General features: G+C 38.0%; 15 protein-coding genes. 13 read left to right on the top strand and 2 right to left on the bottom strand.

What is annotated here, in order from left to right:
• Positions 1 to 92: 92 nt before the first annotated feature.
• From rpsB to ispG, 9 genes are all read left to right on the top strand, one after another.
• A complete protein-coding gene (gene rpsB / locus EPU_RS09000) occupies positions 93 to 860 on the top strand; it encodes a 30S ribosomal protein S2 (protein ID WP_010168611.1) in 768 nt (255 codons plus the stop codon).
• 5 nt (positions 861 to 865) lie between these two features.
• On the top strand, positions 866 to 1,792 hold the full coding sequence (tsf, locus tag EPU_RS08995; RefSeq protein ID WP_010168609.1) for a translation elongation factor Ts: 927 nt from the start codon (positions 866 to 868) through the stop codon (positions 1,790 to 1,792).
• A gap of 123 nt (positions 1,793 to 1,915) precedes the next feature.
• Positions 1,916 to 2,617, top strand: a complete 702-nt coding sequence (pyrH, locus tag EPU_RS08990) for a UMP kinase (protein ID WP_010168607.1) — start codon at positions 1,916 to 1,918, stop codon at positions 2,615 to 2,617.
• Between the two features lie 17 nt (positions 2,618 to 2,634).
• Positions 2,635 to 3,177 carry a ribosome recycling factor gene (gene frr / locus EPU_RS08985; RefSeq protein ID WP_010168605.1) on the top strand — a complete coding sequence of 181 codons (543 nt, stop codon included), beginning with the start codon at positions 2,635 to 2,637 and terminating at the stop codon, positions 3,175 to 3,177.
• Between the two features lie 18 nt (positions 3,178 to 3,195).
• Positions 3,196 to 3,894 (top strand): isoprenyl transferase, encoded by a 699-nt coding sequence (locus EPU_RS08980; protein WP_010168602.1) that lies wholly within the window; start codon positions 3,196 to 3,198, stop codon positions 3,892 to 3,894.
• 16 nt (positions 3,895 to 3,910) lie between these two features.
• The gene (locus tag EPU_RS08975) at positions 3,911 to 4,717 is read left to right on the top strand and encodes a phosphatidate cytidylyltransferase (protein WP_010168601.1); all 807 of its coding nucleotides are present in this window, start codon (positions 3,911 to 3,913) and stop codon (positions 4,715 to 4,717) included.
• An 18-nt stretch (positions 4,718 to 4,735) separates the two neighbouring features.
• Complete coding sequence (locus EPU_RS08970) at positions 4,736 to 5,887, top strand: 1-deoxy-D-xylulose-5-phosphate reductoisomerase (protein ID WP_010168599.1); 1,152 nt, start codon at positions 4,736 to 4,738, stop codon at positions 5,885 to 5,887.
• Positions 5,888 to 6,916, top strand: coding sequence for a M50 family metallopeptidase (locus EPU_RS08965; RefSeq protein ID WP_010168597.1), 1,029 nt, complete (start codon positions 5,888 to 5,890; stop codon positions 6,914 to 6,916).
• An 87-nt stretch (positions 6,917 to 7,003) separates the two neighbouring features.
• On the top strand, positions 7,004 to 8,041 hold the full coding sequence (gene ispG, locus EPU_RS08960) for a flavodoxin-dependent (E)-4-hydroxy-3-methylbut-2-enyl-diphosphate synthase (protein WP_010168595.1): 1,038 nt from the start codon (positions 7,004 to 7,006) through the stop codon (positions 8,039 to 8,041).
• Here the strand turns inward: ispG and EPU_RS08955 are convergent.
• Both EPU_RS08955 and EPU_RS08950 read right to left on the bottom strand, forming a co-directional pair.
• Positions 8,036 to 8,521, bottom strand: a complete 486-nt coding sequence (locus EPU_RS08955) for a dihydrofolate reductase (RefSeq protein ID WP_010168593.1) — start codon at positions 8,519 to 8,521, stop codon at positions 8,036 to 8,038. The genes ispG and EPU_RS08955 overlap by 6 nt on opposite strands.
• A 5-nt stretch (positions 8,522 to 8,526) precedes the next feature.
• Positions 8,527 to 9,306 carry a thymidylate synthase gene (locus EPU_RS08950; protein ID WP_029488290.1) on the bottom strand — a complete coding sequence of 260 codons (780 nt, stop codon included), beginning with the start codon at positions 9,304 to 9,306 and terminating at the stop codon, positions 8,527 to 8,529.
• A 433-nt stretch (positions 9,307 to 9,739) separates the two neighbouring features.
• On the opposite strand from EPU_RS08950, the gene EPU_RS08945 reads away from it, so the two are divergent.
• From EPU_RS08945 to EPU_RS12105, 4 genes are all read left to right on the top strand, one after another.
• Complete coding sequence (locus EPU_RS08945) at positions 9,740 to 12,802, top strand: copper amine oxidase N-terminal domain-containing protein (RefSeq protein WP_029488289.1); 3,063 nt, start codon at positions 9,740 to 9,742, stop codon at positions 12,800 to 12,802.
• Positions 12,803 to 13,256: 454 nt separating this feature from the next.
• Positions 13,257 to 16,382 carry a copper amine oxidase N-terminal domain-containing protein gene (locus EPU_RS08940; protein WP_010168588.1) on the top strand — a complete coding sequence of 1,042 codons (3,126 nt, stop codon included), beginning with the start codon at positions 13,257 to 13,259 and terminating at the stop codon, positions 16,380 to 16,382.
• Between the two features lie 131 nt (positions 16,383 to 16,513).
• The gene (locus EPU_RS08935) at positions 16,514 to 16,756 is read left to right on the top strand and encodes a stalk domain-containing protein (protein WP_198006411.1); all 243 of its coding nucleotides are present in this window, start codon (positions 16,514 to 16,516) and stop codon (positions 16,754 to 16,756) included.
• Between the two features lie 324 nt (positions 16,757 to 17,080).
• A partial coding sequence (locus EPU_RS12105; RefSeq protein ID WP_044149933.1) for a hypothetical protein occupies positions 17,081 to 19,996 on the top strand: 2,916 nt, incomplete at its 3' end.

Genomic DNA, 19,996 nt, shown 5'->3' with positions numbered 1-19,996 from the left:
GCACGCAATTACAAAAATCGCACGCATGCATAACTTGGTGGAATATTTTAATATTTCTTAGCATGCGGAGGTATAACCTAAGGAGGATAAAAATGAGCGTTATTTCAATGAAACAATTATTAGAAGCTGGTGTACACTTTGGTCACCAAACCAGAAGATGGAATCCTAAAATGAAGGAGTATATCTTTACAGAAAGAAATGGTATTTATATTATAGACCTTCAAAAAACTGCAAAGAAAATGGACGAAGCTTTTTATGCCATGAAAGATATTGCTGCTGACGGAGGCAAAGTTCTTTTTGTGGGTACCAAAAAACAAGCCCAAGACTCAATTAAAGCAGAAGCCCTACGCTGCGGAATGTATTATATCAACCACAGATGGTTAGGCGGAATGCTTACTAATTTCCAAACTATTAGAAGTAGAGTAGATCGTCTCAAAAAGCTAGAACTAATGCAAGAAGATGGCACTTTTGACCTTCTTCCAAAAAAAGAAGTTATCGAGCTAAAAAAAGAAATGATCAAACTTGAAAACAATCTTGGTGGAATTAAAGAGATGAAAGGCGTTCCTGATGCGATCTTTATAATCGATCCTAGAAAAGAAGCCATCGCTATTCAGGAAGCGCACATTCTTGGAATCCCAGTATTCTCTATTGTAGACACAAACTGCGACCCAGATGAAATTGATTTTCCGATTCCTGGTAATGATGACGCCATTAGAGCAGTAAAACTTATTACTGCCAAACTTGCTGATGCAATTATAGAATCAAATCAAGGCGAGATTTTTGACGCTGGTGACGAACCTATCCAACCAGTCGTAGAAGAAACATTGACATTTGAAAATTCAGTTAGCGTGGAGGAATAATTAATATGGCGATAACAGCTGCAATGGTAAAAGAATTACGCGAGATAACAGGCGCCGGAATGCTTGATTGCAAAAACGTTTTGGTTGAAGTTAATGGAGATATTACAAAAGCGATAGATGTATTACGCGAAAAAGGACTTGCGAAAGCTGCTAAAAAATCTGGCAGAATCGCTGCGGAAGGACTCGTTATGCAAATGGTTTCAGCAGATAACAAAACTGCGGCCTTAATAGAAGTCAACTCCGAAACAGACTTTGTCGCAAAGAACGAAAAATTTGTAACCTTCGTTAAAGACCTTGCCAAAGTTGTTTTAGACACACAAGTTAGAACAGTCGAAGCTCTAAAAGCTCTTCCTTATCCTGGAGAAGCCGACAAAACTGTAGATCAAGTTTTAACAGAAAATATTGCAACAATCGGAGAAAACTTATCTATCCGCAGAATTGCAATTATGGGTACCACAGGAACAATAGCATCATATACTCATGGCGGCGGAAAAATCGTTGTTTTAGTAGATGTTGATAACACAGATACAAAAGCCGAAGAGGTAGGCAAAAACGTTGCGATGCAAATTGCGGCATTAAATCCTGAATATATCTCTATGAGCGACGTATCAGACGAAACAAAATCTAAAGAACGCGAAATTTTATTAGTTCAAGCTATGAATGAAAACCAAGAATTACCAGAGGGCAAACGCAAACCCGAAAAAATCATTGCGGGTATAGTAGAAGGTCGTTTAAACAAAAATCTAAAAAGCTTCTGTTTATTGGAGCAAGACTATGTGAAAGACCCTAGCCTCACTGTTGCAAAATATGTAAAAGAAGAGCTTGGCTCAGATAAAGTTATAAAATCTTTCATTCGTTTTGAAACTGGCGAAGGCTTAGAAAAGAAAGATGAAAATTTCGCTGAAGAAGTTGCTAAGCAATTACAAAACTAGTTTAAGAAAATAGGGGATTGGCGTCCTCTATTTTTTTTAGAATATAGAATTATATGCTAGCATAATGTATTAATGGCATAAATATCTGATAGATAGTCTACAATAAATATAATGGGGTGAAACATGCAATATAGTAATATTTTGGTTAAGTTGAGCGGCGAAGCACTCGCTGGAGATAAAAGCCTTGGCTTTGATAATGAAATTATTTCTGGAGTTATAAAGCAACTTACAACTCTAGTAAATGACGGTTTTCTCGTTAGCGTTGTTATTGGCGGCGGAAATTTTTGGCGAGGGCGCACTTCTGGAGATATGGACAGAACAACAGCAGATCAAATAGGAATGCTCGCAACAGTTATGAACGCATTATATGTGTCAGATTTTACCAAAACATATAATGTCCAAAGCGTAGTAATGACACCATTTCCCGTTGGCACTATGACCGAGGTTTTTAACAAAGACAAAGCAATAGACTACTTAAAGTCCGGAAAAATCGTCTTCTTTGCGGGAGGCACAGGGCATCCATATTTTTCGACCGACTCTGGCGCTGCGCTCAAAGGATGTGAAATTGGAGCCGATGTCTTACTTTTTGCCAAAAACATCGATGGGGTCTATGATAGCGATCCTCGCACCAACAAAGACGCCATAAAGTTTGAGAAAATTTCTTGCGAGACTATACTCGAAAAAGATCTCAAACCCGTTGATCTATCTTGTGTTGTTTTATGTAAAGATAACAAATTACCGATTATTGTCTTTGATTTAAATGCAGAAAATGGAATAATAAAAGTCGCAAATGGTGAAAATATAGGTACAAAGATTATAGTATAAATAAGGAGCAAATATTTATGAAAAAGTTTGAAGACAAAATGGAAAAATCAATTTTATCGTTAAAGGAGGACTTTAATACAATTAGAGCCGGGCGCGCAAACCCTAATGTTCTCGACAAAATTGTAGTAGACTACTATGGCACCCTAACTCCTATCAAACAAGTTGGCAACATCGTGGTTCCCGAAGCAAGAATTCTTCAGATTCAACCTTGGGATAGCTCTTTACTAAAGGGTATCGAAAAAGCTATTAATGAATCTGATATTGGCATAAATCCTTCTAATGACGGCAAAGTCATTAGATTAGTCTTCCCAGAACTTACCCAAGAACGTCGAAAAGAACTTACAAAAGAGATCAAGAAAAAGGGAGAAAATGCCAAAGTTGCCATTAGAAACATCAGACGCGAGGCCATGGATTCTTTCAAAAAACAACAAAAGGCCAACGAAATAACCGAAGACGAGCAAACAACAAACGAAAACAGTGTCCAAAAACTTACAGACAAGTTTGTTGCAGAAATTGATAAATTAATCGAGCAAAAAAGTTCTGAAGTTTTATCAGTATAGTTTTATAGGAGGTTTTTTATGAATGATGTGCCGAAACATGTGGCATTTATTATGGACGGAAATGGTCGATGGGCTAAGTCAAAAAAATTGCCAAGAAGTGCTGGACATAAAAAAGGTAGTGAAACGCTACGAGATATTGTAGAGTACGCAGCAACACTAAAGATAAAGTATATAACTGCATATACTTTTTCAACAGAAAATTGGAGTAGGCCTAAAGAAGAGGTATCTGCAATCATGACTCTTCTCGAAGACTATCTCGACGACGCTCTCAAAAAATCCAAAAAACGCGATATCAAAATAAGAGTTATCGGAAAACTAGAAGGGCTCTCAGATAGCATTATTCACAAAATTAAAAAACTCGAATTGATAACAAAAGATAAGCCAGGGCTTTGTGTAATTTTTGCTATTAACTATGGTGGCCGAGATGAAATTGTTCGTGCTACTAAAATAATTGCAGAAAAATTTAAACAGGGTACAATTACCGAAATTACTGAAGAAGTATTCGCACAGTTTTTGGATACCGGAAACGTACCCGATCCAGATTTTTTAATTAGAACCAGCGGTGAGCTTAGAACCAGTAATTTCTTGCCTTGGCAACTTGCATATAGTGAATTTTATTTTACAGATAAACATTGGCCAGATTTTAGCAAAGAAGATTTTGATCTTGCACTTTTGGAATATGCAAATCGAAAAAGAAGATTTGGAAAAACGGTTTAGAGAGAAGGGATATTATATGCTTGTTCGAACATTAACTGGATTGATAGGAGTTCCTTTAGTTTTATGGATTGTGATAAGTGGAAGTTTGGTTATGCAGATAAGTGGAATTGTGCTTGGCGCGATTGCTATAATGGAATATTTTAGGGCTATTTCTCTTGTGTATAAGCCAATAAAAGTATTAGGGTTCTTTTTAGTTGTAGGATTCTTTGCCTTTTTACCTTTTTGCATGGAATATTACTCCATGTATATATCCCTTGTCTTATTGCTACCATTAATATGTGGTGTACTTACTTATCCCAAATATACAATTACCGACATTGCGGCTACAATTTTTGGAGTTATCTACATCGGCCTATTGTTTGGATTAATTGTCAGCATTAGAAATTTTGACAACGGATTATTTTGGGTTATTTTATTATTTGTTTGTACTTGGGGAAGCGATACTTGTGCGTATTTCGTTGGAAGAGCATTTGGCAAAGTTAAGCTTGCTCCCGAGCTTAGCCCCAAAAAAACAGTAGAAGGATCCATTGGCGGAGTTGTTGGAGCCAGTGTTTTTACGCTTATCTACTGCTTAGTCATGATTAAGCTAGGCTATGTTTCATTTACAGTTGTTCAAATTTTTATAATTGTGTTAGTGGCCTGCTTCGCGGCGGTTCTATCACAAATCGGAGACTTGGCGGCATCTAGCATCAAGCGAAACGTCGGAGCCAAAGACTTTGGAAAAATTTTTCCGGGCCATGGCGGGGTGTTAGATCGATTCGATAGCGTCCTTCTAACTACACCTTTTATATTTGTAATTAGCTATTTATTTAATACTCCATAAAATATAAGGAGACAGATAATGAAAAAAATTGCTATATTAGGTTCAACAGGATCTATCGGAACGCAATCTCTCGATGTAATTCGAAATATGGAAAACGTAACCATTACAGGTCTCTCTTGTAACAAAGAAATCGATCTATTAGAACAACAAATTGATGAGTTTTCTCCCGAGATCGTTTGCGTTATAGATACTCAACAAGCGGCAAAGCTCCGAGAGCGCCTAAAAGCAAAACATTCTACAACGCAAGTGGTCAGCGGCATCTTTGGTCTAACATCTATTGCCAAATCTGGAGAAGATCTTTTGATAACAGCAGTAGTGGGTATAGCAGGTCTTGTGCCCACTCTTGCTGCAATAGAAGCCGGCATCGATATCGCTCTTGCCAACAAAGAAACGCTCGTATGCGCCGGAGAGCTGGTAATGGAGCGTGCAAAAATAAAGGGAGTACAAATTATTCCTGTAGACAGTGAACACTGCGCGATATTTGAATGTTTACAAGCAGGCACAAAATCAGAAGTTAGTAAACTACTTTTAACAGCTTCTGGTGGGCCATTTCGCGATTACGCTGCCCCCGATCTAGCAGATGTTACAGTAGAGCAAGCCTTGAAGCATCCAAACTGGACCATGGGCAAAAAAATTACTATCGACAGCGCCACTCTAATGAACAAGGGTCTCGAAGTTATAGAGGCAAGATTTTTATTTGATATCAGCCCCGAAAATATAGATGTTGTTGTTCACAAAGAAAGCATCATCCATTCTATGGTAGAATTTGTGGACAAGTCGATAATAGCGCAATTGGGTGTTCCAGATATGAGGCATCCAATTAGTTATGCCATAAATTACCCTAATCGCGTCGATACCAACTTGGTTCAATCTTTAGATTTCAAGCAAGCATTTACTTTGCATTTTAGCAGTCCAAACACAGCGCTATTTCCTTGCTTAGACCTAGCATTCGAAGCGCTAAAAGCCGGCGGCACTGCTCCACTCGTATTAAACGGAGCCAATGAAATTGCAGTTGAGTTATTTTTACAAAACAAAATTAGATTTTTAGATATTCCAAAGCTTATTCATAAAACATTGGATAAGCACATAATTATTAATAGTCCAACATTAGACGAGATATTGGATATAGATAAATGGGCAAGAGCTCAATGTTATGAAGGGGTGAGATAGTTGGTTTATGTTATAATTTTCGTTATAATTTTCGCAACGATTGTAGTAGTACATGAATGGGGGCACTTCATTGCTGCTAAAAAATGTGGTGTTGCGGTAAATGAGTTTGCAATTGGAATGGGGCCCAAACTTTGGAGTACCAAAAAAGAAGAAACGCTGTACACAATTCGATTATTGCCGATCGGCGGCTATTGTGCCATGGAAGGGGAGAACGAACAATCCAATAATCCCATGTCGCTAATGAGTAAATCACCTTTACAAAGAATGTTAATTTTCGTTGCAGGCGCTTTTATGAACGTCATTTTGACCTGGGTCCTTATGTTGGTGGTTTTGGGATATAATGGATATAATTCAAATGTTATAGCCAACGTTATTCCAGACTCTCCTATCGCATTAGCAGGAGTTCAGGCAGACGATACCATCATTGCCATCGACGGCGTCCCCGTCACAACGCAAACTGAAATTATGGAAATTTCCTCAAACGGCAACGCTAGTTACAATATGACAATCCAGGATCCGTCTGGTACGATCAGAAATGTCATTGTTACTCCACAAATAGATGCGAATGGCAATAGAATTTTTGGTTTCTACTCCAAAAGCGCGCGCTATGGCTTTTTTGAAACTATCTGGCAAAGTTTTTTAGAGACCGGCTGGATGCTAGTTGAAGTACTCCAAGGATTTTGGATGCTTATCTCAGGATCTCTTTCGGTAAAAGAAATGGCAGGTATCGTTGGAGTTGCTCAACTTACAACCCAAGTTTGGGATGCCTCGATCCAAGAAAGCGTTATGTACGCTATTATGAATATGGCTAGAATTGCAGCAATCCTTTCAGCCAACCTAGCTGTCCTCAACCTTTTGCCGTTTCCAGCTCTCGATGGCGGACGAATCTTTTTTACACTCATCGAAATAGTTCGTGGCAAACCTCTCAATCAAGAGAAGGAAGCAATGTTCCACTTTGCTGGCTTTATACTACTGATGATCTTAATGGTTGTAGTATTATATAACGATATTATCAGATTAATCGCATAAGCCACAATTTCACAGGTCTTTGTAATAGCAGAACATACTGCCGTTGCAAAGATTTTTTTAAATTTACTCAATAAGGAGATCAATTTTATGACCAAAACTATCAAAGTAAAAGACGTTTATATCGGAGGCAACCATCCTATCAGTATTCAATCGATGTGTAACACCAAAACACACGACATCCCCGCAACAATCGACCAAATCCAGGAACTTACAGCCGCTGGGTGCGAAATAATTCGTGTTGCAGTACCCGATCAAGCTGCAGCCAATGCGCTATCGCAAATCATCCCAGCAGTTGAGATCCCCGTTGTTGCCGATATTCATTTTGATTACCGCCTTGCGCTATCTGCAATAGAAAACGGGGTACACAAGCTGAGACTCAATCCAGGAAATATTAGTAATACTCAAAACGTTACCGCGGTCGTCAAGAAGGCTCAAAATTATTCTATACCCATCAGAATTGGCATCAACTCTGGCTCTATCGAAAAAAATCTACTTAAGCAATACGGCGTTTCAGCAACGGCCATGGTTCTCAGTGCCAAAAATCATATTGATTTACTCGAATCTCTCGACTTTACCGACATCTGCGTTTCTCTCAAAGCTTCCAATGTTCCCCTAAGTATAGCAGCATACGAGCTATTCTCCAAACAATACAACTATCCTCTACACCTAGGAATCACAGAAGCCGGCACACTCTACAACGGCACCGTCAAATCTGCTATAGGCATCGGCGCCCTGCTCTCACGTGGCATCGGCAATACCATCAGAGTCTCACTTTCCGACGACCCAATACAAGAAATAAAGTGCGCAAAGGCCATACTCCAATCTCTAAACCTCCGTAAGTTTGGGGTTGAAATCATCTCTTGCCCCACTTGTGGCCGTACACAATTTGATCTAATCAAACTTGTTCATAAAGTAGAAGCATACACGCAAAATTTTTCTGCAGACCTAAAAGTAGCCGTAATGGGTTGTATTGTCAACGGACCTGGTGAAGCGCGCGAGGCAGACATCGGCATTGCGGGAGGAAACGGCTCTGGGATTATTTTTAAAAAAGGCCAGATCATCCGCAAAGTACCCGAAGACGAGCTATTCACTACTTTTTGCAAAGAGTTCCAAAGTTTACTATAGGCCCTCCGGCACTTCATCAGCTGCAATCCATTTTGTAAACCTATAATTATATTTACTGTCATTGGCAGATTTTTCTATTGTTTCTACACACACGAATTTGTTGCGATACTCCGGAAATGCAGCATCTCCATCAATGTCGATATCCACTTCTGTTATATACAGCTCCTCTGCATATGGCATAAATAGCTCATAAATTTGACCTCCACCTATTACAAACGCATCTTCTTCTCTTGCAATGATCAGGGCTTCCGCAAAGTTTGTTACCACCTCGACACCTGCTATTTTCAAATCCGTATTTGTAGTCAACACTATATTTCGGCGATTTGGCAGCGGGCGCCCTATACTGTTAAAGGTTTTACGTCCCATTATCACAGTCTTGGCGGTAGTCATCTTTCTGAAGTAGTTCATATCTTCTTTTATATTCCAAGGCAGCTCATTTGCTATTCCTATTTGTCCATTTTTCGATACAGCAACTATCATCTTTATCACACTGCCACCTCAGCTTTGATCGCTTTATGCGGATTGTAATCTAGCAACTCAAAATCTTCATATCTAAAGTCAAAAATTGAATCCACTTTGCGCAATATTCGAATTTTGGGCAGTGATTTAGGCTCTCGCTTTAGCATCAACTTTACTTGCTGCAAATGGTTTGTATAAATGTGAGCATCCCCTATAGTATGGACAAAATCTCCCACCTCTAAATCGGTTACAGCTGCTATCATGTGCACTAATAAAGAATAAGACGCAATGTTAAATGGCACCCCCAAAAACGTATCTGCCGAACGCTGGTACATCTGGCACGACAGTTTTCCTTCTGCAACATAAAATTGAAAAAACATATGGCATGGCGGAAGCGCCATCTTTTCTATCTCTGGGACATTCCAAGCAGTTACAATCAACCTTCTAGAATCAGGATTAGACTTAATTTCTTCTATTACATGTGCAATCTGATCAACTCCCGAAAAGCTTCTCCATTGCGCACCATAAACTGGGCCCAAATCTCCGTTTTCATCCGCCCATTCATCCCAAATATGAACATTTTTATCCACAAGATATTTTATATTTGTATYTCCACTCAAAAACCATAGCAATTCATGTGCAATCCCCTTAAAGTAAGTCCGTTTTAAAGTCACCAACGGAAATCCCTCTGCTAAATTAAAGCGCATCTGATATCCAAATGTACTGATCGTCCCTACACCTGTTCTATCTTCCTTATAAACTCCGTTATCCATAATATACTGAACCAAATCTTTATATTGCTTCAAAAATACACCTCACCTCATTAGTTATATATATAAGTATTCCCCCTATCAATATGCAATTATAACTGTACTCATAAAATTTTTTTTTACTTACTTGCAATAACCATCAAATTTAACATAAATCTTTTTTTAAAACTATTAAAATTAGATTAATTCATTATTGTCAAGGTTTTACAAGTAATAATATAGTCTGTATATATTACATGCAAATTACAAAATATTCCTGTTTGTTGACTTTTAATCATAATTAGAATATACTTCCATGTATAGTTAGGTATAATTTTTTTTCTGCCTACTACATATAAATATAAAAGCCAAACAAAGCTAAAAGTAATTGCAATACATAAACGCATTGACAGCTTGTGCCTACAGAAAAAATAAACAGCTTTTGGCTTTACAATTTGGAATTATCGCAAACCACAAGGAGGATTTCTACATGAAATTAAAGCAAAAATTAGCAATGGTTTTAGCAGCAACTACTATAGCCACAGCCATACCAGTTACAACCAGTGCCATTGGTTTAACAGTTACTAAAGAATCTATGACCACACAAGTCAAAGATAACTATAATAAATACTGGTATATTAAATTAGAAGATTATCAAGTAAAAAACGAAGCTTTAAATTTAATTATCCACAATAATAATAACGATATCTTGCATGGTGCACATAATTCATTACCTTTTGAGATAATAGGTACAGATATCAAATTTGCCCCTACGTATTATATCGAAACAAAAGGAAACAAGGCCTTCAACAAAGAAGTCGATTTGGAAGACTATACCTTAGTAGATGGCACAGAAGTTCACCCCAACGCCGTATTTGCACTAGAAGATATTTCAGCAAATAACGATGGCTCCTATGTTACTGAAATGGGAGGGTTACCTAACAGACTTTTTGCTATTGATGAAGATGGAACCTATACTTCTTATGTATCTACATCTTATGCTTCCAAAAAACGTTATCTCAATAATGCTGCAACAAACGCTACCTATGCGCAAAACAAGACAACATCTATTGACGAAGCGTATTTCTTCGCCGAAGCTAAAAACAACGATGGCGTTCCTATTTATATAAATTTGACAGAAAACGGCGGTCAATTAAGCCACAATTTTGCTTCTATCAAAGACGTGAATCCTCAAGAGATTCCCGATATCATTACGCCTAATACTGGCACCATCAATACTGTCAGCTTCGACAACGCTTTTATTTTCGTCGAGCCTGCTACTAGCAATCCACTAAACGGCCAACTATATCTAAAAGAGTTTACTATATCTCCAGATAGATACGATGACCAAACTCTTACTGTTGAAATTTATCAAAATATGAACAGAAATTTAGATTCTCGTGTATATGTACCTATGGCATTCACAGTTACTGGTAAATCTCCATCTATCAAAGTAAACGGCGACGAAATTTTCGCTAATAAACTTATACTTAGTTCAAACACGGAAGTTAGTGGCGATCTTGTAGACATAAATTTAAACAGCAAAGGGCAAGTAGCTGTTGATGGTAGCGGCAAACTCGGCGTATTTGAATTAGAAGAGAAGCAAGAATATGTATTTTCTGGCACATTTGTTGCAACTGGAAAAGATTGGGAAGGTGATTTTTATCTTGATCCAGATGACGATACAGATGATGGCACCACAGGTGGCGGAGCATTTTTACTTCAACTTCAGGCCAAAAATTTAGAATTTGCTCTAGACGAAGGCGACAGATACTGGGACGAGTGGGAAATAGATGAGAACAACAAGATCACTTTCACCCCTGGTACTCTTCAAAACAATAATTATATTCAATTAAGTGGTGGCTTACGCGGAAAAGAAGAATTTGTTCAAATAGAAGTACTGGCAGTAGAAGAAAGCGAAATGTTAATCCGAGTTATTGATACTACTGATACGCACGATCAACGCAACTACGAAGGAGCTATCGAATTCCATAATTTACCTGTAGAAATAGCATCAAGACATGACGAACTTGATCTTGGCGATATCGAACTCACTATTACACAGGTTGAAGATATCGAGTACAAAAACAAGGGCGGAGATATAGGTCTTTTTGATTACGATGATGCCAACGAAGCCGAAGAAGAATTTGTCATAGCCAAAGTTGTTGACGAAGACGTTACATTTGAAGTTTTAGACGACGTCGACTTAGTTGCAGGGCAAGATTCTGGTACAATCGAAATACGTCTTGGCGAACTCATTGCTGGCTCCATTGATTCTAGAGATGAATTTTTTATCAGTTTCATTAATGCTGACATTGTCAGTGGCAGTTTAGAAAATGTTGAATTCCATTTTGAAAGTGACGACCTAGCAAATGATCCTGATAATATCTTATACGAAGATGATGGTGAATATATATTAGACCTTGACGCTATGTATGATGAATTGGAAAAAAATGGGATTCTTTCTGGCAGCAATGACCAAAAAGAAGACGATTGGCACGATATTCTGTCAGAACTCGAATTCGAACTGGAGATAGAAGCTCAGGCAGGCGTTTCAGGCACTATGCAAATGGTCATCGAAAGTGATAATTTTAAAGAAGAAGAAATATCTTTTGCTATCGGAACGGTATCACCTTCATTTAGAGTCAGTGCACCTCCTGTTCTAATTAATCTAGGTGTCAAAGATCAATCAACCGGCAAAATTACCTTCACAGAAACTGATGAAGAAATGTTCAAAGATGGCACCCAAATTATCCTAGCTATCGAAGATCTTGGYTCTAGCAACAAAACCTTTGACGATGCAGACGTTTATACCGACAAAAACTCTGGACTAGACGTTGATGCCAACTTTGAAGACGGTTTACTTGTTCTAGAAATTACAGACGAATCTGATGACGGACCTGGTACAATTACGATMGAAAATATCGTTTTCGACATTTGGGCAGGCACTCCAAGAGGCGGTTACGACTTATATATCGGTGGTAACGCTGTAGAATTCTCTAACAGTACTTATGATCAACTCTACGACGATAATAACAAAGACGAAGACGATATTTTTGATGCGTTTGTAGATGAATCTGATATCACTGTTGCAGATTATTTGACCGTTGGCGCCGAAGCAACAGAACCAGAAACTCCTAAAGTTGTTACAGTTGTTGACTTTAGATCAGGCACAACTACAGTAAATGGTCAACGTGTTTCTATGACATCCAGACCTTATATCACTCCTGCAGGATGGTCAATGATCGGTGTACGTGATATTGCAACATTCTTTGGAATAGATGAACAGCAAATCGCATATGGTCATGACGAAAACAATGTTATGAACGTAACTATTACAAACGGGCCAATCGGAGCTCCAGGATCCACCCTTGTAACTGTTAAACATGGATCAAAAATTCTTATGGTAAACGGAACTCCTGTAATTATGGGTGAACCAATGACTATCGGCTCTGATAACCGTGCCTATGCTCCTATCAGACCAATCGCCGAAGCACTTGGATTAACTGTAGATTGGAACAACGCCACCAGTACAGCAACATTCCAAAATTAATACTATAACTCACAAGGGAGGTTAATTGCTCCCTCTTTTTTTGTCTTTTTTTATGATAATCAAGTCTCTATGCCACTATATGGCAATGATTATATTTTTTTAAAATTTGTACAATGGTATTTTTTCATAAAATTACCTCAATAAATCAAGCAATAGCAATGAAATATTTATGGCAAATCTTGGACTTTTCTGACTTATTTGTGTAATATCGGTACAATTGGTTACATTATAGTTACGAATTGACATTTTTTGTTGACTATTTATAACACTTATAATATAATTCTAGGGGTAGATTGAGAATATCTCATAATTATGTTAAATATAAAAGCCAAAGAAAATCCRAAAGCATATATATTTTTTTATTATATTTTTTTATTATATTTTTTTATTATATTTTTAACTTGCTTTTGGCAAAAGAAAGTTCTAGTACGCATAATATTAAGGGGGATTTAAAATGAAACTACGTCAGAAATTAGCAATGGTTATGGCGGCAGCTATGGTCACTTCTGCTACACCCGTTATAACTCGTGCCGTTATTGTTGATGTCGTCAAGGAATCGATGACCACCGACAGTGAGTACAATAAATACGGTTATTACCAAGAAGAAGATGGCGATATATATCCAGCACAAAACCAAGCCATCAATTTGCAAATCAGAAATAATAGCAGTGATTTATATCCTCTCCAAGAAAGTCACTTGCCTGCTATTGTAGAGATTACTTCCAAGGATATTTCTTTTGATGAAAACCTATTTCAAGAAACTTATAAAGATCTCGATGGATATATATTACTATATGATACAATGCTTTCTTCTTATGATTATAAAGATCCCGAACCACTAAATCGTAAATACCCCTACGCTCTTGCGGATAATTCAAAACGCAACGATCGTCAGCTTGCATCAGATTTAACTAGTGGCTCAGAAGCAGGACCCGGAGGTAGTGATGATTCCTCTGGCAAGGATATGTATCCTCATAGATTATTCACTATCGATGAAGATGGCAATTATACATCGTATGTATCAATGGAATATGCGGGCATACGCACCAATTATAAAAACTACCTTAACTCAGGCGATGAAATTTATTTGTTTGGACTTGCATCGAAAGACAAAAATGACGACATTGATACCACCGACACAGGCGAAAGAGTTTTTTTAAATATGATCAAAGACCCTAGTGGAGACAAAGAACATAGTTCATCTACACGTGATAAATTAGTAATAAACGATGGCGAACCTAAACCAATTGCTATCTATCTCGAAGATCCCAACAAAGAGTGGGACGTATATGACCAATTTGGAGAAGATGTTTTGAGTGGACAGAGCACAGGAACTAGAGCATATATCAAAGAATATACATTGTACCGCGACCAATATGGCGATGCCAAAACATTAGAGATGGCGATCTATAACCGCTTAGGCACAAATGCCGTAACCCAAAGAATGTATGTGCCACTAGCATTTAGAGTTACGGGACCAAAGCCTTCCATTAGACTTCATGACGAAACCGGCTACTTCACAATCGGCTGGGATGTTGCTTTATCCTCTAATACCACCATCAGCGAACATAGCGTCGATATACATGATAAAGATTTAGGACATCTTTCTATTGACGGCAAAGGTAATCTCGGTTCATTCGAAATCGAAGAAACTCTAATGTTTGTCTTTAATGGTGAATTTACTGCGACCAATGATCGTTCTAATGATGAAATTAGAGAAGACTTAGAAGCCGCAAAAGATGGACGCACATATCATATCCAACTTAAAAATAGCAAGCTAGCATTTGATGGTTTATCAGAAGGCGATAGGTATTGGGATTTAAAACCTGACCCAGCCAATAATGAACCTGGCAGAGAGGGTGCTCTTGCTCAGTACATTCAATTAACCGGTGGATTCCGTGGTTATGAAGACTATATTCAGGTCGAAGTTCTTGGTGTACAAGACGAAGAATTGGTTATTAGAATTATCGACGAATCACTGCATTCAGAAAAAACTCGTAACTATGAAGGTGGCTTCGAATTTGTCAATCTTCCAATCGAAATCAGCTCTAGACATGATGAACTAAAAGAAGGCGATCTAGAAATGATCGTAACAGAAGTCGATAATGTCCACTTTGAAAATAACGGCCAAGTTGATGACGTTGACTTTAGCAATGCACGCAGTGCGGACGAAACCTTTACTATTGCCAAAATAAATTCTGATGATGTTCTAATTAGCATCGACGAAGAAGCTGAACTTGTTGCTGGTCAAACTACTGACAAAATTGAAATTACGTTGCGCGAGCTTGTTGGCGGATCTATCAACCTTAGAGATGAGTTCTATCTTCGATTTGATAATGCTTATGTTGTCACAAACGAAGATGATGACATTGACATTGAGTTTGAGTTTGATTCTGAGTCTATAGACAATGTTGACGCAAATGTATTGCTAAAAGATGGCGACGAATATATATTAGACCTTGATAATCTCTATGATGCTTGCGAAGGTACGTATTTCGAAGAAGACGACGAAGAAGCTTGGTACGAAATCCTTGAATCTCTCACTTTTGAGCTAGAACTTGGAGCTGATGCAGATGCAGATGCAGGAAATATTACACTTACCATCGAAAGCGACAACCTAGCTGATGAGGAAGTTACGTTTGTAGTCGGAAATGTTACGCGTCCATTTGTAATAGAAGCAGAACCTATTTACCTCGATATCGGACTTAAAGAGCAACGTACTGGAAATATTATTATCAAAGAAACTAAAGAAGAAATGTTACTCGATGGTCATGAAATTATCATAGGTTTGGAAGACCAACATATCGTTGATGCGGAGGTTAACTTCGATGCTAATTCCGGAATCGATGCCGATATTTCCATAAAAGACGGTCTAATTATACTTACAATAGAAGAAGAATCCGATGATGTTCCTGGACAAATTATAGTTTCAGATCTAGAATTTGACATTTGGGCAGGAACACCTAGAGGCGAATATAATTTATTTATCAGCGGTGATGCTCTTGACCATGCTAATAAAACTTACAATGACATGGAAGATGATGCCAAAGACCAGCGCTACGACTCCGATGAAATGGTTGAATACATCGAAGACGAAACAACATCTGTAAAAATAGCAGATTATTTAACTGTTGGCACTGGTGAAAATCCAGAAGTCGAAAAAACACAAATAAAAACAATCGTAAACTTTAGATCTGGCTCCACAACAGTAAATGGTACTCGAGTGGCTATGACCTCTAGACCATATATCACCCCTACAGGATGGTCGATGATCGGCGTTCGCGACCTTGCTCTATTCTTCGGAATCCCAGAAGAACAAATTTCATTTGGACATGACGAAAATAATGTTATGACTGTTACAATTCGAAACGGCAAAATAGCAGAAGCAGGCTCTACGCTTGTCACTGTAAAACATGGTTCTAAAATTTTAACTGTAAATGGAAATCCAGTGATAATGGGCGAAGCCATGACTATCGGCTCCGACAACCGAGCTTATGCACCTATCAGACCTATAGCAGAAGCATTAGGMCTCACTGTATCTTGGGACGGAATAAATAGTATCGCAACATTTTCAAATTAATACTTAGAGGGCTCCGGCTCTTTTTTTATTGCTTRTTCATTTTAATATGATATGCTATTTACAAATCATACTACAGAACTTMCAMTGACATGGAAGATGATGCCAAAGACCAGCGCTAYGACTCCGATGAAATGGTTGAATACATCGAAGACGAAACAACATCTGTAAAAATAGCAGAAGCAGGCTCTACGCTTGTCACTGTAAAACATGGTTCTAAAATTTTAACTGTAAACGGAAATCCGRTGATAATGGGCGAAGCCATGACTATCGGCTCCGACAACCGAGCTTATGCACCTATCAGACCTATAGCAGAAGCATTAGGMCTCACTGTATCTTGGGACGGAATAAATAGTATCGCAACATTTTCAAATTAATACTCAGAGAGCTTCGGCTCTTTTTTTGTTACACATAATATTACGGTATAAATCTTTATTTTACATAACCCCTTTATAGTCCCTATTTTATTATGTAACACAACGACACATTATTACGCAAAAATTACAAAATATCTCCGTTTATTGACTTTTTGCGCTATATATTATATAATTCTAAATGTAGCAGCAAGCAAGACACATAACTGCTACCCTAAATATAAAAGCCAAAGAAGAAGCCAAAAGCATCCACTGCAAAATAACTGGTCTTTTGGCTTGACATACTAATCATACAACATATATAGATAAAAATAGGGGGATATAAAAATGAAATTACGTCAGAAATTAGCAATGCTAATGGCAGCAACTATAATAACTTCCACAATGCCTACACTCACCAGCGCAATACAAATTTTAGTAAACAAAGAATCTATGCTTATGTCTAATGAGTTCGGATACATGAACACTGCCGCTGACAAAGAGGCAATCAATTTACAGATCTATAATAATAACAATGACCCTATGAAAGCCAGTCACGACTCTCCTATACCATTTCAAATTAAAGGACTAGACATCAAATTCGACGAAAAACTTTATGCAGAAACAAAAGGGGACAATACTTTTTCTGAGGAGGTTACCTTAAATGATTATGAGGGCATCACCAACGATACGGTGTACGCACTCACAGATTATTCAAAAGGCTCCGATCTCACCGATGGTAAATTAACTAATAACGATAATGGCTACGCAGATAGAATTTTTGTAATTGATAAGAACGGTAACTATACCTCATATGTATCAATGCTATATGCAAAACAAAAATCCTATCTTCGATATGATTCTAAACCTCTCGCTAGCTATATCCAAAACCCCGCTAAGAATGTTACTGAAATATTTATGTTTCAAAAAGTCACTCCAAAAGAGGGTAAAAAAATACCATTTGGTGTTGACAAAGAACCACTTTATATCAACGTAGTTCCAAATGATGAAAGAACCGCTTTCGTACCCAATCCCGACAGTATCACACCATTTAATCCCAATGATGACAATGATGACATGTCAGAGTTAATTGATGTCAATAAAGATAACAACGGTTTCATTTTTACAACCGCCCTACCACCTGATGCCCAACTCTATCTTAAAGATTTTACAATATTTAGAGACAACTATGGCGACGACTCCGTTTTAGATGTTGAGTTTTACCAAAACTTTAATAAAGGATTAAATGAACGTCTTTATGTACCCGTAGCCTTTAGAGTTTCTGGCAAGGCACCTGCTCTTGATGTAGATGGTAAAGAAATCTATAGCAACAAATTAGTTATTAGCTCCAATCCCGAAGTTAGTGGCGATATTGCAGATATCAATCTTAAACGCGACGGTCAACTCTCAGTAGATGGCAAAGGCGAATTGGGTATCTTCGAAATAGAAGAAAATCAAGAATTTGTGTTCAATGGAACATTTTCAACAAATGACTATAGTATCGATATGCCAGACATTTTAGAACAAGGTGACGGTGGTGCGATTTTCCATCTTCAACTCAGTGATAGCGATCTTGCATTTGATTTACGTGAAGGTGACAGATTATGGAATGAAAAAGCTACTATTGATCAAGATGGCAATATAACCGATGGTGAACCAGGTGCACTTGCAGGTCATATTCAATTAACTGGAGGTTTAAGAGGCTTTGATAACTATATTCAAGTAGAAATTCTTGCCGCAGAACATAATGAAGTCGTACTTAGAATTATTGATGAAACAGATGACATCAACCGTAAATATGAGGGCGGCATCGAATTTCATAATTTGCCAATTGAACTTGAATCTAGACATACCGAGCTTTCTCTTGGAGACGTCGAATTGTCAATAACTCAAGTTGACCCAGACAGCCTCGAGGAAGGCGACAAAGTTGGTCATCTTGATTTCAAAGATTCAGATGAAATACAAGAAACATTGACCATTGCAGAAGTAATAGACGACAATGTTTTGGTAGAGATACTTGATGAAGCCGAACTTTATGCTGGTCAAGATTYTGATACAATAGAAATTGCCATTCAAGAAATCGTAGGCGGTGCTATCAACCCAAGAGACGAATTCTTTTTCAAATTGAATAACGGAAAACTGGACCCAGATTTGAAAGACAACTTAGAACGCATAACTTTTAAATTTGAAGGTGGCGAAGTTCAAAATGATGACCAAAAAATATTCAGTCATGAAGATGATGAAGAATATACTTTAGATCTCGATGAACTTTACGATGCTTGCGAAGGAATATATTTCCAAGAAGATACAGCTAACGGTGATGCAAAAGGGCACCAAATATTAGAAGAGCTTACTTTTGAGCTTAAAGTACGCGCCAATGCTGGTACAAAGGCAGGTGATATGACCGTTACTGTCGAAAGCGATAACTTTAAAGATGAAGAAAAAACCGTAGTTGTTGGTAATATTAAAACGCCTTTCACCGTCACGGCCGAACCTGTCTATCTCGACCTAGGTGTTAAAGAACAAAAAACCGGCAAGATTGTTCTCAAAGAAACTGCCGCAGAAATGTTTAGGGATGGGCATGAAATCATCATCGAATTAGAAGATATCGGACTTGATAGCAGATCATTTGATGACGGAAATGTATTTACCGATGAACAGTCCGGGCTTGAAATCGATACAAACTTTRATGGCAAAGAAGGTACACTCACAATTACCATCACCGAAGAATCTGACGATATCCCTGGAACCATTACCGTCGAAAATATCGAGTATGACATTTGGGCTGGTACGCCTAGAGGTGCCTATGATCTCACAATTAAGGGCGATGCCATTGATTTTTCTGGGGATAGCGACTTAAAATATCAAGACTATTTGCATATCGGAGAAAATATTGAGCCAGAGAAAATATCCACTGTTTCTAAAGTAGACTTCAAATCTGGTAGAACTACAGTAAACGGAACACCTGTTGCTATGACCTCTCGACCTTATATCACAACTTCTGGCTGGTCTATGATTGGCGTGCGTGATATCGCATCATTCTTTGGAATAGACGAAGATCAAATTAAATATGGCCACGATGAATTTGATGTTATGACCATCACCATTACCAACGGAAAAATTGCCGAGCCTGGTTCAACTTTAGTAACCGTTAAGAATGGTTCAAAAATTCTTACAGTAAACGGTAACCCTGTCATTATGGGTGAAGCTATGACTATCGGATCCGACAATCGTGCGTATGCACCGATTAGACCTATCGCAGAA

Source organism: Candidatus Epulonipiscium viviparus (genome assembly GCF_000171335.1).
GTDB lineage: Bacteria > Bacillota > Clostridia > Lachnospirales > Cellulosilyticaceae > Epulonipiscioides > Epulonipiscioides viviparus.
The sequence above is the reverse complement of the archived record's forward strand: the minus strand, read 5'-3'. Positions and strand labels throughout refer to the sequence as shown.

Excerpts from the sequence above, each read along its gene's own strand:
- ispG (WP_010168595.1), top strand. The coding sequence starts at position 7,004 with ATGACCAAAACTATCAAAGTAAAAGACGTTTATATCGGAGGCAACCAT.
- EPU_RS08970 (WP_010168599.1), top strand. The coding sequence starts at position 4,736 with ATGAAAAAAATTGCTATATTAGGTTCAACAGGATCTATCGGAACGCAA.
- EPU_RS08955 (WP_010168593.1), bottom strand. The coding sequence starts at position 8,521 with ATGATAGTTGCTGTATCGAAAAATGGACAAATAGGAATAGCAAATGAG.
- tsf (WP_010168609.1), top strand. The coding sequence starts at position 866 with ATGGCGATAACAGCTGCAATGGTAAAAGAATTACGCGAGATAACAGGC.
- EPU_RS08975 (WP_010168601.1), top strand. The coding sequence starts at position 3,911 with ATGCTTGTTCGAACATTAACTGGATTGATAGGAGTTCCTTTAGTTTTA.
- EPU_RS08980 (WP_010168602.1), top strand. The coding sequence starts at position 3,196 with ATGAATGATGTGCCGAAACATGTGGCATTTATTATGGACGGAAATGGT.
- pyrH (WP_010168607.1), top strand. The coding sequence starts at position 1,916 with ATGCAATATAGTAATATTTTGGTTAAGTTGAGCGGCGAAGCACTCGCT.
- frr (WP_010168605.1), top strand. The coding sequence starts at position 2,635 with ATGAAAAAGTTTGAAGACAAAATGGAAAAATCAATTTTATCGTTAAAG.
- rpsB (WP_010168611.1), top strand. The coding sequence starts at position 93 with ATGAGCGTTATTTCAATGAAACAATTATTAGAAGCTGGTGTACACTTT.